This window comes from Paenibacillus cellulosilyticus (genome assembly GCF_003182255.1).
In the GTDB taxonomy this organism is placed as follows: Bacteria; Bacillota; Bacilli; order Paenibacillales; family Paenibacillaceae; genus Paenibacillus_T; species Paenibacillus_T cellulosilyticus.
Window position 1 is genome coordinate 1 of sequence record NZ_QGTQ01000029.1, and the last position, 14,244, is coordinate 14,244.

13 protein-coding genes are annotated in these 14,244 nt (G+C 48.8%); 11 read left to right on the forward strand and 2 right to left on the reverse strand.

Annotated features, from left to right (window positions below; genetic code table 11):
* The 5 genes from DFQ01_RS24540 to DFQ01_RS24560 form a co-directional block, all read left to right on the forward strand.
* Positions 1–2,244: phosphopantetheine-binding protein (locus tag DFQ01_RS24540; RefSeq protein WP_245946866.1), on the forward strand; the 2,244-nt coding region annotated here is incomplete at its 5' end.
* A gap of 251 nt (positions 2,245–2,495) precedes the next feature.
* Positions 2,496–3,221 carry a response regulator transcription factor gene (locus DFQ01_RS24545; RefSeq protein WP_110046661.1) on the forward strand — a complete coding sequence of 242 codons (726 nt, stop codon included), beginning with the start codon at positions 2,496–2,498 and terminating at the stop codon, positions 3,219–3,221.
* 1 nt (position 3,222) lies between these two features.
* Entirely contained in the window at positions 3,223–4,164 is a 942-nt protein-coding gene (locus tag DFQ01_RS24550) for a sensor histidine kinase (RefSeq protein WP_110046596.1), read from the forward strand.
* A gap of 83 nt (positions 4,165–4,247) precedes the next feature.
* Positions 4,248–5,171: an ABC transporter ATP-binding protein gene (locus DFQ01_RS24555; RefSeq protein WP_110046597.1), complete on the forward strand. Its 924-nt coding sequence runs from the start codon at positions 4,248–4,250 to the stop codon at positions 5,169–5,171.
* The gene (locus tag DFQ01_RS24560) at positions 5,164–5,862 is read left to right on the forward strand and encodes an ABC transporter permease (RefSeq protein WP_245946867.1); all 699 of its coding nucleotides are present in this window, start codon (positions 5,164–5,166) and stop codon (positions 5,860–5,862) included. Before DFQ01_RS24555 ends, DFQ01_RS24560 begins: the two co-directional genes overlap by 8 nt.
* A 305-nt stretch (positions 5,863–6,167) precedes the next feature.
* Here the strand turns inward: DFQ01_RS24560 and DFQ01_RS24565 are convergent, their stop codons facing one another.
* Positions 6,168–7,067, reverse strand: coding sequence for a ketopantoate reductase family protein (locus tag DFQ01_RS24565; protein WP_110046598.1), 900 nt, complete (start codon positions 7,065–7,067; stop codon positions 6,168–6,170).
* Between the two features lie 150 nt (positions 7,068–7,217).
* Here DFQ01_RS24565 and DFQ01_RS24570 point away from each other — a divergent pair, with 150 nt between their 5' ends.
* The 5 genes from DFQ01_RS24570 to DFQ01_RS24590 all read left to right on the forward strand — a co-directional run bounded on the left by DFQ01_RS24570 (position 7,218) and on the right by DFQ01_RS24590 (position 11,717).
* Positions 7,218–7,820, forward strand: coding sequence for a TetR/AcrR family transcriptional regulator (locus tag DFQ01_RS24570; protein ID WP_110046599.1), 603 nt, complete (start codon positions 7,218–7,220; stop codon positions 7,818–7,820).
* 100 nt (positions 7,821–7,920) lie between these two features.
* Positions 7,921–8,667 carry an MBL fold metallo-hydrolase gene (locus DFQ01_RS24575; protein ID WP_110046600.1) on the forward strand — a complete coding sequence of 249 codons (747 nt, stop codon included), beginning with the start codon at positions 7,921–7,923 and terminating at the stop codon, positions 8,665–8,667.
* Entirely contained in the window at positions 8,664–9,242 is a 579-nt protein-coding gene (locus DFQ01_RS24580) for a TetR/AcrR family transcriptional regulator (RefSeq protein WP_110046601.1), read from the forward strand. The genes DFQ01_RS24575 and DFQ01_RS24580 overlap by 4 nt, the downstream gene beginning before the upstream one ends.
* A 22-nt stretch (positions 9,243–9,264) precedes the next feature.
* Positions 9,265–10,293 (forward strand): serine hydrolase domain-containing protein, encoded by a 1,029-nt coding sequence (locus DFQ01_RS24585; protein WP_110046602.1) that lies wholly within the window; start codon positions 9,265–9,267, stop codon positions 10,291–10,293.
* A 74-nt stretch (positions 10,294–10,367) separates the two neighbouring features.
* Positions 10,368–11,717 (forward strand): N-acetylmuramoyl-L-alanine amidase, encoded by a 1,350-nt coding sequence (locus DFQ01_RS24590; protein WP_110046603.1) that lies wholly within the window; start codon positions 10,368–10,370, stop codon positions 11,715–11,717.
* A 52-nt stretch (positions 11,718–11,769) separates the two neighbouring features.
* Here DFQ01_RS24590 and uraA read toward each other — a convergent pair whose 3' ends face one another.
* Positions 11,770–13,068 carry a uracil permease gene (gene uraA, locus DFQ01_RS24595; RefSeq protein WP_110046604.1) on the reverse strand — a complete coding sequence of 433 codons (1,299 nt, stop codon included), beginning with the start codon at positions 13,066–13,068 and terminating at the stop codon, positions 11,770–11,772.
* A 188-nt stretch (positions 13,069–13,256) separates the two neighbouring features.
* On the opposite strand from uraA, the gene DFQ01_RS24600 reads away from it, so the two are divergent.
* A complete protein-coding gene (locus DFQ01_RS24600) occupies positions 13,257–14,231 on the forward strand; it encodes a phosphotransferase family protein (RefSeq protein ID WP_174812705.1) in 975 nt (324 codons plus the stop codon).
* Positions 14,232–14,244 lie beyond the last annotated feature (13 nt).

Below are 14,244 nucleotides of genomic sequence, written 5' to 3' on the forward strand. Positions count from 1 at the left end.
AGTATGGAATATCTGGGACGAATGGATGAGCAGGTGAAAATCCGTGGTTACCGGATAGAGCTGGGCGAAATTGAACAGGTACTGATCCAGCAGGCGGGCATCCGCGATGCGGCGGTGATCATTCGGAAAGATGCGGCGGCAGACCCTTATATCTGCGCGTATGTCGTGAAGACAACGGAAGCGGAAGGACTCGAGCCGGGTGAGATTAAGAAGGCGCTGCAAAGGCAGCTGCCGGACTATATGATTCCGAGCCGCATTATAGAGGTAGAGAAGCTGCCGGTAACGGTGAACGGCAAGCTGGACCGGAGAAAACTGCCGGAGCCGGTATTTAGTGTCGGAAGTGAGTATACGGCGCCGCGTAACGCAGAGGAAGCGATGTTGGCGGAGATCTTCGAGCAGATATTGGGAATGGAACGCATCGGGATAGACGATTCTTTCTTTGAACTGGGCGGTAATTCCCTCAAGGCCATTGGCGTAATTTCAAGAGTCCGCAGTCACGGGTATTCATTATCGTTGTTGGATTTATTGAAAAACAGCACAGTGTCCGCATTGGCCGACTGTCTTAAGACAGTGGAGTCAGGACAAGCAAGAACCCAAGAGGTGCTGGACGTACACGCCCTGAACGAGCAGCTTGAACAACTCATTGGAGAAGAAGTGCGTGTACTGGTAGATGAGTCCGGCCAGGAGACCGCTGTTTTTGTAAAAGATGAAGTCTATGTCCTCTCCAAAGAGGAGATGATCAACCGGATTCAAGATTCTCACCCCTTGTTAGTTCCGACAGTTCTCTTACCGTTTTCTATTTATCAGGATTTGCACATTGCAGATGGAAGCGGACTGGATAGGCTGATGGACAAACATTATCCGGCTGATGTGAATCATTATGTGCAGCTGGCATCGGACAGGATGAAGGAATACGCTTCTAATTGGCTGGCGCAGCCGGAGGTCACTAGATATCCGTTGTCATCCATTCAGAAAGTATCCTTTATTTTGGGGGTACGATCCAGTTATGCAGAGTTGAATTTTGATCGCCGACTGGATGTCGGAAGACTGGAACAGGCATTGCTCCAGATGTTAAGGCTTCATCCATTGCTCCGTTCAAAGATTGATATCCGTCCAGACAGCGAGCATATTGTGGTCGTCGATGTTCCTTCCGCTGTTCGCATTCCACTGGTAGATTTGACTTACATGTCCAAACAGATGAAGGGCATAATCACAGACGGGGTCCGGCAATTATACCGAGCTTTTTATGAAGAAGAGAGGTACACCGGAGACAGCCTGAGTCATGGTCTGATTCTGTTGAAGAAGAATGAGGGCAGCTTCACCCTTCTAATGCCTTGCACCCACCTGATTTTTGACGGGATGAGCAACGAAAGCTTCTGCAACCAGCTGCTGGCTTGTTACGAAGATAGCGAATCGGCCAGAGATCAGGAAGTACAGCCTTATGATTATTTCAATTATATTCAGCAAACCGGAATGGGTCCGCGCCACATCACGGAAGATGAAATCATAAACACGCTGGAGCTGGACTTGTTCGCTGCGGCCGTCCGAAATTATCGGCATATGACCCAAGGAGTGACCTTCCGGACGGTTGAATATCAATTCAATATGCGAGATTTAGACATAAGCGGCAGTCAGGAACAGATGTGGAGATTAAGCGGTGAGATTTATACCGCGGTTATGCGATTCTTTTTCCCGGAAGCCCAAATTCCTGTATTTGTTGTACACACGGGCAGAAAGCTTATGGAACAGGAATATTACGATTATATCGGGGAATTCATTGATCTCCTGCCTTGTGTTATAGATACCGGACGGGATGCCGCGCTTCATGAGAACATCACCAACAAAATCGATTTCTTAAGGGCGCATAATATTAACATAGCCTCCTTGCTGGACAACAAAGCGATTCAATCCAATTATCCGAATGTGGCTGCGGCTCTAAGCACGGTTGATCTGCATCATATGAATATTCCATCCTATAACTATCTGGCTATCTACAATCATCTGCAAGGCGCTGTGTTGGAAGATCCGAATCGGATTACGAGAACAGAACACGAATCGGATGCATTTACTTTCGAGCACACCTCTACGAATGTGGTTATGATTGGGGAAACGATTTATATTAGCACAATGTGTAAGGAAGGTTGCGAGACAGAGCTGGAGGACTATCTGGCAGGAATCTTGCAGCATATGCAAGGGTCACAGCAGTACGCTCAAAAAATCCCTGTTTATGAATTTATTAGGTGAACCTGGATTTGATTCAAACGTAGAATTGAACAAATAATGAGACGCGCTTTGCTGATAGGGCAAAGCGTGTTTTCTATTTCATTCATTATCATTCTATGGATTCGTGTGATCAAAATAGATTGCAACTCTGGTGGTTCTAGGAGGAATGTATCTAACAATATCTAACAACACTAATTAAATTTATAGTATATTTATGGTAAGTGGAAGACTTTGTATGAGGTCTGACCCGTGGCAATGAAGGGGAGAACATGATGCCGCATAACATACTGCTGATCGAGGACGATACCCAAATCGTCGAAATGCTGCGAAATTATTTGGTCAAAGAAGGCTACGACGTCTCGGCAGCGTATAACGGGCTGGACGGAATTGTCCTGTTTCGGCAAAGCGCCTTCGATATCGTCATTGTCGATATTATGATGCCGAAGCTGGACGGCATTGAGGTGATTAAGCTGATCCGAGAAAACAGCTCGGTGCCGATCCTTATCATGTCGGCGAAGGACAGCGACGTCGATAAGGCGATCGGACTCGGCTTCGGCGCCGACGATTACATCGCGAAGCCGTTTTCCCTCATTGAAGTATCCGCTCGGATCAAAGCGGCGATTCGCCGCGCCACGAAGTATTCGAATGCGGGACCGGCCGCCACAACGGCTTCAAATCAGGTGACTCCGTCGGCTAAAGTACTGTCGTTCGGCGTACTGCGCATTGATCTGGACAATTTTTCAGCGTCAAAAAATGATGTCGATCTGAAGCTGACGGCCAAAGAATTCGAAATCTTAAAGCTGTTCGTAACGAACCCGAATCGTGTGTTCACGAAGGCGCAGCTGTACGGTTTTATATGGAACGACGAATATTACGGGGATGAAAACGTCATTAACGTCCATATCCGCCGGTTGCGTGAAAAAATCGAAGACCAGCCGTCCGAGCCCCGGTATATCAAGACGCTGTGGGGCATCGGCTACAAGTGGGAAGGACAATGACATGGTGATCGCACTAGCTGTGCTCGTCGTCATTCTGACTGCAATCATTGTAATTCAATATTTCACCGCTCGAACAAGAAGCTCCAGCCTAATGCAAATTCATAACAAATTAAACGAAATTATTGCTGGCGGAACAAGCGAGAAGCTGCTCGTTTTTACGGACGATCGTGCCATAATACCTCTCTTAATCGAAATCAATCATTTGCTGGAATACAACCAGCAGAGGGAAGCCAATTTCCTGAAGATGGAGCAGTCGATGCGGAAAATGACCTCGAACATTTCGCACGATTTGAAGACGCCGCTTACCGTCGTACTTGGTTATATCGAAACGATCAATTTGGACCCGGATATGAGCGCGGAGGAGCGTAAGGTACTGTTGTCTAGGGTGCACGCCAAGGCAAACGAAGTACTGGAGCTGATCCGTCAGTTTTTCGATTTGGCGAGACTCGAGTCGGGGGACAAGCCGATTCCGCTTTCCCAGATTCACATGAATGATATTTGCGGAAAAAATATGCTGGCTTTCTATGACACGCTGACGGTCAAAGGATTCGAGGTCTCCATCGAAATCCCAGACAAGCCGCTGCTTGTCTGGGGGAACGAAGAAGCGCTGGACCGTGTCCTGAACAATTTGATCGCCAATGCGATTCAGCATGGCGGGGAGGGAATGACGATCGGATTAACATTGCGGGCCGACAACGATTTTGTTTACGTGGATATATGGGACCGAGGCAAAGGAATTGACGAGCTGCATCAGGATCGGGTGTTCGAGCGGATGTACACGCTGGAGGACTCCCGTAACAAATCGTATCAAGGCAGCGGACTGGGGCTGACTATTACGAAAAGGTTGGTTGAAGCACAAGGAGGGACGATTCGTATCTATAGCAAGCCTTACGAGAAAACGATGTTTACGATCAAGCTGAAAAGAACCGCTTTTACAGCTTAAGAAATTTGTAAGAATTCGGTAAGAAAAAAGCAGAGTTCGATGCTTAAGATAAAGCTAGGATAGAACGAAGGAGGCATTGAACGATGACGTATATCTTAAGAACGAAACAGCTGACCCGGACTTATAGGGGCAAGGAAGTTGTTTCGAACGTCAATTTGAATATCAAGCAAGGCGAAATATACGGCATGCTGGGTCCGAACGGAGCGGGCAAATCAACGGTCATGAAAATGATCACCAACTTGGTCAAGCCGACGGCGGGCGAGATCGAAATTTTCGGCGAACGGCTTACAGATACGTCGTATCGGCAGCTGGGGCGGATGGGCACGATCATCGAAAACCCGATTTTTTATGAAAAGATGACTGCTCGCGATAATTTAGATCTACACTGCGAATATATGGGCTACCATAATAAAAAATCGATCGATGAGGCGCTTGAGCTGGTGAATTTGAAGGGGATCGAGAAGAAAGCGGTAAAGGAGTTTTCACTGGGGATGAAGCAGCGGCTTGCCATCGCACGGGCGATCACGACGAAACCGGAGCTGCTTATACTCGATGAGCCGATAAACGGCCTCGATCCATTAGGCATCAAGGAGCTTCGCGATCTGTTCAAAATGCTGTGCAAGCAATATGGGATCACGATCCTGATTTCGAGCCATATTCTCGGGGAAATCGAGCTGATCGCCGACACGATCGCCGTCATGAACGATGGTAAGCTGCTGCAGGAGGTTTCGATGGATCATATCGCCAAGCAAACGGTGGAGTATATCGAAATCACTACGAACGATAGTAGTAAAGCGGCTTATGTGCTTGAAAATCATTTGCATATATCCAATGTTCGTGTCACGGATGGAGGACATATCCGGATTTACGATTGCCACATTCCGCAAAGCGAGATGCTGAAGCTTCTGGTGCTGCACGATGTCGAGATCGACGGGGTTCATAAGAAAAAGGGTTCCCTCGAGGATTATTTCCTGTCCATCCTGAATGGGGGTGGCATCGTTGCTTAAGCTCATGAAGCTTGAAATGCGTAAGATTCGTATAGGCAATTACATTCGAGCGTCGATGCTCGTTAACGTCGTGATATTAGGTATAATCTGCATCATCAGTTTAACGGAGGGGATGGAAGAAGAAGGGCTGCTTTTTGCGGATTACGATAACGTGTTCTCTGTTATTGATACGCTCATTCGCGGGACCTACATTGTGTTCGCAGCGGTACTCATATCACAGCTCGTCATTGACGAGTTCCGCAACAAATCGATCACGGTGTTGTTCATGTATCCGATCAGCCGCAAAAAGCTCATCGCAGCTAAGCTGCTCATCATCGTATTGTTTACGCTGGCTGCGGATATTGTTGGGAACCTGTTTGTTGATGTTGGCTTTTATGTATTGAATGTGTTTGCGTCCGTTGTTTCGGAGCCGTTCACTTGGTTCGATGCAGCCCATTCGCTGCTGACGATCGTCATGAGTGCGCTCGCGACCAGCTTCTTAAGCTTGATTCCGCTGTACTTCGGCATGCGTAATCATTCCGGCGCGGCTACTATCGTGTCGTCGCTCATCGCGGTGGTGTTCGTCTGTCAGAACGTCGACGGATTCAGCATGTATTCCATTATAGCGGTACCGATTAGTTTGGCACTCCTCGGTGCGGCCGTCGCCTATATATCGATTCGCAATATCGAGCAAGTGGACGTACTAAAATAGCGGAACGGGAGGAGAAGATCAGGATGATGGATAAGGTATTAAAATGGGTGATTTTGATTTGCGTCGTTTCGTCGGCCGCGCACGGACTAATGTATTTGGGTACGGGGGACCGGAGTACATTCTTCAGCATGTTTGGTACTGCCGGATTAGCAGTCCTGTGCGCAATCTGGTTATTCGCTAGGAAGAAGGGTAACGGTTAGTTTCCTACCGGAAACGGCTGAGGCGTTACATTTTCTGAAGGAACATGTTGAGGCAGGAAGGCTCAAGGTAGTTTTAGTTGAGAAAAAAGGCAGCTGATCGTCTGATCAGCTGCCTTTTTGTTCGAATTTTTTATGAAACAATTCATCTAGTAACATAATTTCTGATTTTTGGCTGACAGCATGATCCCCAAGTTTTACATCAATTATAAAGTCATTGCTTAGCATCTGTCGGTACCATGTAATGATGTCGCAGTCAGACCATTCTCCCAGTACCTTCGTTTTGGGTGGAATGACCGGAATTCCGGCTTGTTCTATCAAACGAATGTTTTGTTTAATATCTACGGCTATCTTGCTTAGCACGCTTTCGCTTCTTGCTGTCTCTATATCCACCATACCGTCTTTTGTATAGAAATGCTTGTTTACAATAGCCAACGCAGTATGCGAAACATGGAATGCTTGAATGTCATTTTGTATTTCATAATGCAAATCTACCAATTCGAATATTGTGGCAAGCTTCTTTACCCTTTCGGTCCTCAGTCCATTAATTTCACCAAAAATGGTTCCTTGATGTTTTTCGGAACCGAATTGCGCGTACAAAACACCATCTTTGATGTCTCCGCCTGCACCCGGAAATCCTGGGAGTAACCGGTCTCCCACGATTTCCAGCCAGTTGTCGTATTTGATGGTATTAGTCAAGGTGACAATGGTTTCGCTCTTATTATTTTGGATTGCAGACAGGGCGGACTCGGCCTGATCATATCGTACAGGAATGAAAATGAAATCATAAATGTCGTCGTTATCAAGCTTTTCGATCGTGTTTATCGATATTTTCTTTATGGTTCCATTATGGTTGTATTCGAGTCCGTTCCTTCTCAGCGTATCCAGTCTCTTTCCTCGTGCCAGTATCGTGACGTCCAGTCCGTACTGCGCAAATCGGAGCGCGTATACACTACCAATCACACCCGCGCCAATTATTAAAAGTCTAATTTGTTTTTGTGTGTTCATGGATGATCCTTCCTTTCGGGAGATTGTTTAAGCAACAACGGTTCGATAAGATATTAGAACCGCATTCGTATGAATTCAACTGGCAGATGAAGTGGAAAGTTGCATAGACAACACATTTGGATATTTGATGTTTAATATGGGGGCATGGATATGGTAAATCAGCAAGATCCAAGGGTTTTGCGCACGCGCCAGTTAATAAGGGAATCATTCAGAGCATTGCTGCGGAGTAAAGGATTTGATTCAATAACCATCAACGATATCGCACAGAGGGCTACCATTAACCGAGCTACCTTCTATGCCCATTATGAAGATAAGTATGCTTTGCTGGAAGAGATCACAGAACAGGCTTTTCGCGAGATGACTCCAAAAGAAGTGATGGATGCACATGAGCTTACAGGTGAGATATGTGATCAACTGATCTTGCTCACATACCGGTACATCATAGATTTTTATCAGCTATGCAGAATGGATTCCAAATCGATGGCTGCGATTGTAGATGACAAGATAAAGAAAATGTTGCAGCAGACGATTGTAAGTATTTTAGTGAAAGGGGATACCCTCTATCGAGCAGATCATGACGATACAGAGCTCGTTTCGGCCATGACAGGCGCAGCAATTTATGGTGCAGCACTTCATTGGTTAACAGTTGGGAAAATGGATCGGACCGATTTGCTTTTAAACATTGTTCGTCCCTACGTTATGAATGGTCTTAAGCTGTATCGCAATCAAGATTCTAACCCCATGTCGTACTAGCTCCCACAAAAAGTTGGCAATCGCCTATTGCTAAAACTAATACCATTAGTTATAGTGAAACTAATGGTATTAGTTTTCTGAATCGAGGGAGGATAACGATATGAAAACAACGACAACAGGTGCACTTACGCAGCTGACTTTCTTGCCCCATCTCATGCCAATGAATTGCTACTTGGTGGAGGAAGAGGATGGACTGACGCTTATTGATTGTGCAATGCCCTTCAGCGCAAAGCCCATCATGCAAGCCGCAGCTGTTATTGGCAAACCAATCACACGTATCGTGTTAACCCATGCGCATGGGGATCATATTGGGGCTCTCGATTTACTTAAACAGCAGCTGCCTCAAGTCAAAGTCTACATCTCAGCACGTGATGCGCGTCTGCTTCGCGGTGACCGCTCGCTTGATGCGAATGAGCCCCAGCAGCCGATCAAAGGCAGCGTGCCTAAGCAAGGTGCTATACGTACGGTGCCTGATGTCGAGCTGCAGCCAGGCGATAAGGTTGGTTCGTTAACGGTAATCTCAACGCCGGGCCATACGCCAGGTCATATCGCGTTGTGGCAGGAGAGCAGTCGTACGCTGATTGCAGGTGATGCGATGCAGACAAGAGGCGGTATGGCCGTAGCGGGCAAAATGCAGCTGCGCTTTCCATTCCCAGCGATGGCGACATGGAGCAAAGAAGAGGCGGTAGCAAGCGCGAAGCGGCTGCTCGCACTGCTGCCTGAACTGCTCGCTATCGGTCATGGCGCAATGGTGCGCCAACCAGCGCAAGCGATGGCAGCAGCGATCGCGGTGGCGGAACGAGCGCTTCCTGCTGCAGCATCTGCGCAAGGGAGAATCGGATCGTGAGCCCAAGAGTTGGATTAGATGATGCAGTCATCATGCAAGCCGCTGCAACTATTGCTGATGAAACAGGTCTTCAATCGGTTACACTAGCCACATTAGCGAAGCAATTGAACGTCCGTCCGCCATCGTTATACAATCATGTCAACGGATTGCCTGAGATTCGCAATAAGCTAACTTTGCTTGGCTTGCAAGGTTTACACGAAGCCATGCAGGAAGCACTCTCGAAACAGAAGCAATCAGATTCGGATGCCGTGCCTGGATTGGCCATTGCTTATGCCCAGTATGCGATGAAGCATCCCGGCTTGTATGAAGCAACGATCAATATCAACACGCGAGAGCATACCGAAGAGATACAGCAGAAAGCTGCCGAGCTGGTAGAGCTTGTCTCGAACGGGCTCCGGCCTTACTTGTCATCGGCGGTTGAAGCTGAGATTATTCATGCAGTGAGGGGATTTCGGAGTCTCCTTCACGGTTATACTTCGCTAATACTCAGTGGAGGCTTCAATATGGCGATTGATCGAGATGAGAGCTTCCGTTATATGATTCGCGCCTATATCGCAGGCATTCAGAAGTCATAATCTCCCGAGGAGGCAGACACTAATGATCGTGACACGATCTGAATATACAGATGCAGATAATGCGATTCTGCCCATCGTGAGTGCGAAGGAAGCGAATATCGATGAAGAACGGCTTGGGCGGACGTCCCGAACCTTTCGTTCGTTTGGCATGAAGAGCGTCGTCCTCGTGAAGGACGACGCTCTTGCGTGGGAATGGCATGACCTTGACGAGGATCGCGTCGAACCGCTTTTCTCCTGCACGAAGAGCGTCTTATCGCTTCTGATCGGCATCGCTACCGATGAAGGCCTTCTTCAAGGGATGGAGGAGCCTGCTGCCAAATGGATTGAACCGCTTCACCGAGCTGATGACGAACGGGTTCAACATATAACGGTTGGTCATCTTCTAACGATGACTTCGGGATTGGAATGGGCCGACTTCGATAAGCCTTATCGTGCCATGCGCAAGAGTGAGGATTGGGTAGCGTATTCCGCCGGCGTACCGATGCTGCATGACCCTGGCAAAGTGTTCTGCTACAACAGCGGGGGTTCGCACATGCTGTCAGCCATCTTGTCCCAAGCGACAGGCGAAAGTGCGATGCAATATGCATCGACACGTTTGTTCGAACCGCTGGCAATCAGCCATGCAGCTTGGAGCTCGAACAACGGAATCAATGAAGGCGGGACCGGCCTTCATCTAGGCTCTCGTGACCTTGCGAAGCTGGGCTTGCTCTGCTTACGAGGCGGGCGGTTAAATGGCACATCATTCGTTTCACAGGGATGGCTGGAGCAGACAACAAAGTCGCATCATAAGGCGCTTAAGCATTATGAGCCTCGCATATATGGCGAATACGGCGGTCATTGGTGGGTAGACGAGGGAGATGAGGCGAGCGGCCCGTTTTATTTTGCCTATGGGCATGGGGGTCAGTATCTTATCGTTGCACCTAAGCTGGACGCAGTTATCGTCATCCGCAAGAAGCCATCCGGCAGAGGCAGCGGCATCATCTCTCGTGACTTATTCCACCACAGTATCGTGCCATCGATAACGCTTGTCCGAAATTTTACAGACGAATAACCAATTGGTAGTTCCGAATGCCTCTCTGTACACATATTCTAGCCATATAGAATAGATGCAAGAGGTGATGGCGGATGGCAACTGGTAATGATTCAACTGCGCGAAATCCGATATTAGGGACAAGCGTGCGGACGAAAGACGAGCTCGTGCAATTCGTGAAGAAAGTGAATCCTGCATTCAAGGAAGAGATTGCTGCAGCCTTCCTTAGCATTGGGGCGAAGTATGGAGTAAGAGGCGATGTGGCGTTCGTACAATCGATTCATGAGACGAATTGGTTTCGATTCGGTGGGGACGTGAAGGCGGAGCAGAACAATTTTGCTGGATTGGGTGCGACAGGCGGCGTTGCAGGCAATTCGTTTCCGACGATAACGGCTGGGGTAACGGCGCAAATTCAACATTTGTATGCGTATGCGACGAGCGGTTCATTACCCGCTGGCGAGACGGTGATCGATACGAGATTTGGCCTCGTGACGAGAGGGTCTGCGAAGAACTGGGAAGACTTGGCGGGCACATGGGCTGTGCCTGGCTACGACAAGACGAAGTACAGCTCGCTTACAGCGGCGATGCAAGCAGGGGATAGCTATGGACAAAATATTATAAAGCTGTACGCAACGATCCCGGCAGCTATAGCGCCTGTCGCAACAGGCCCGATTGTTGTGCTTGATGCTGGTCATGGCGGAACCGATTCTGGCGCCCAAGGCTTCGGCATCGTGGAGAAGGACCGGGCGCTCAGCATTGCCCTCAAGGTTCGCGACCGTCTACTCTCCAAGTATGTCGTGCAGGTCAAGATGACCCGTGACACGGACATCTTCATTCCGCTGAAGGAGCGGGCTGAGATGGCGAACAATTGGAAAGCGGATTATTTTGTCTCGCTCCACCACAATGCATCGGGTGGCCGCGGCTTCGAATCTTACGTATACAACGGCACGCGTGCTCAAGAATCTGGGAAGAAGCAAGATGTGGTGCATGCTGCAATCATGGCGTATTTGAGCACGGTTGGTGTGAATGATCGTGGCAAGAAGGAAGCAAACTTTGCCGTTATTCGCGAGACGAAGATGCCTGCCATTCTGATCGAGAATTTGTTCGTCGATCAAGCTGATGATGCTGCACTGCTGAACAATGCCGCTGTCGTCGATAAGCTGTGTGATGCCATAGCGCTTGGAATCGGGCAGGCTCTGCAATTAGCAGCAGTCCCTGTGGTTACTACTCCCGCGGAACCTGAGGTGCCGACAACTTCCGTTCCAGACGTCACATCGGAGTATCCGACAGGAACGCCCCAATGGCGTATTGATGCTGTGGAATGGTTGTATACGCAAGGTCTGCTGACCGATAAGTCGTGGAAAATGAAGCTGAACGATCCGCTGCCTCTGTGGGCAGAGGCAACGATGCTCAAGCGGATGTACGAGAAGCTGTCTACTAAATAAAGAAAGCCGAAGCGGCACATGGCGTGTGCAGCTTCGGCTTTCTTGTGTGGAATTAATGACTCGAACTTTTCTCGTCATGCTCGTCATTCGAAATCAGTTTGATGCGTTCGAAGAAAGCGAACAGCAGGCTGAGCACGATTGCCGCAACGGTGGCGAGCACCATACCTTTGAGTGCGAAGTTGCCGAACTTCAATGTCGTGCCGCTGATGCCAAGCACGAGTACGATTGTCGTAAGTGCAATGTTGCGTGGATTGCCGTAGTCGACCTTCGTGTCAACAAGCATACGAATACCGGCTGCTGCGATTACGCCGAATAGCATGAGCGATACACCGCCTAACACAGCGTTTGGAACTGCCGCGATAAGAGCAGACAGTTTGCCGAGGAAGGCGAGCAGAATCGCGAATACGGCTGCGCCGCCGATGACGAATACGGAGAAGACGCGAGTCAGCGTCATAACGCCGATATTTTCGCCGTACGTAGTGTTCGGTGTGGAGCCGACGAAGCCGGACAGAATCGTCGAGATACCGTTGCCAAGCAGTGAGCGATGCAAGCCGGGATCGCGCGTTAGGTCGCGGTCTACGATTTTTTCCGTCACGATCAAGTGACCGATATGCTCGGCGATGACGACGAACGCTGCTGGCAGAATGGTAATGATCGCGGACATATCGAATTCGGGCCATGTGAATGTTGGTGAAGCAATTACACTTGCCGTTTCGACACCTGTGAAATCCGTAATGCCGAGAATCCATGCGAGCACATAACCAAGCACGAAGCCGGTCAGAATCGGAATGATCTTCATAAACCCGCGGAAGGCGACGGAGCCGATCATAATAATGAGCAGCGTCACAACGGATACCGTTATGGATTTGGCGTCAGGTGCCCAATCGGCTGATCCATCGGAGATCCAGCCGGCCATCCCCGCTGCAGTCGGAATAAGCTCGAGACCGATAACGGCGACGATTGCACCCATTGCAGCAGGAGGGAAAACAATGTCCAACCACTTGGTGCCAGTCCACCTAAGCAATAAGCCGAACAAAGTGAATATAAGTCCGACGACAATAAAGGCGCCGAGCGCTTTCGGGTAGTTGGCAGCCGTATCGTTATTTAATACGACGGTTACCGGCGAAATAAACGCGAAGCTGGAACCGAGGTAGGCAGGGATTTTGCCTTTACAAATAAGCAGATAAAGTAAAGTGCCGATGCCGTTCATGAGCAGAATCGTCGAAGCATCGACATGGAATAAAGCAGGCACGAGTACGGTTGAACCGAACATCGCGAACAGATGCTGCAAACTGAGCGGAATGCTCGTCAACAGCGGTGGACGTTCCTCCACTTGAATGATGCGTTGCAAGAAATATCTCCCCCTGTAAGGTATGTATGAAATTAGCTTGCCTGATCGTTGTTATTTTCATCCGGCAACTGAATATAACAGTCAGAATCGTTCTATAGCTAATCCAATTAATGATAGTTTATTTTCCTTTACATTACTATAATAAATATCACGTAGGAAATTGTTTACAAGCGAAGGGGGAGAATCGAGTGGAAAGCGTGACGAAGACAAGGTTGACGAATCAAGTCATTGAGCAGATGGTGAAGCGTGCATTCGGCAGTGACACGTCCGTGCTGCAAGCCGCGGAGCTAAGTGATGGATGGTTCAATACGGCTTATTCCATTGACTTGAATGATGGTCGAGGAGTTGTATTGAAAGTATCGCCGTCGGACGAGATCCGAACGCTGCGATACGAAGTGAATCTTATGGATGCAGAAGTCTCTGCGATGCGAGCCATTCATGAGTCTGGGGTGGATGCGCCGATACCGGCTGTGTATGCTTACGACGATTCTCGGGAGCTCGTACCGGGAAGATATTTTTTCCAAGAGCGATTGCAAGGCAAGCCTTACAATACGGTCCGCGATCAACTGAGTGACATAGAACGGACAGGAATTGAGCGAGAGCTTGGTACATACAATGCTCGTATCAATACGATTGTCGGTGAATCATTCGGTTATTTCGGTCTTCCGAACTCACGTCGATCGACTTGGCGTGAGGCGTTCACTGCAATGATCGGTGGGCTTTTACAGGATGGCATTGACGCGGAAGTTACCCTTCCGCTGCCTTATGAAGCTATTGAATCGCTCGTGCAATCACATGCATCGTGTTTAGACGTGGTTGCTTCACCAAAGCTCGTCTTATGGGATCTGTGGGAAGGCAATGTGTTCGTTCATGAAGGCCGCATATCGGGACTTATTGATTCCGAGCGAGCGTTGTGGGGTGACCCGCTCATGGAGCATTACTTCAGCTTCTTCTCGAATAGTACGCCATTCCTTGATGGCTACGGAGCCGCATCGCCTTCGGCCAACCCGAATACACGAGAGCGCCGACTGTTGTATGATCTGTACTTGACGCTCGTGCTTCGGATTGAGTGCGCCTACCGTCACTATCAGGATGAACATACACAGTGGACCATTAGTGTGTTGGATGAGAGGCTTCAGGCGCTTCAAACTTTCGAAGTGTAGGAGAGGGTGGTGG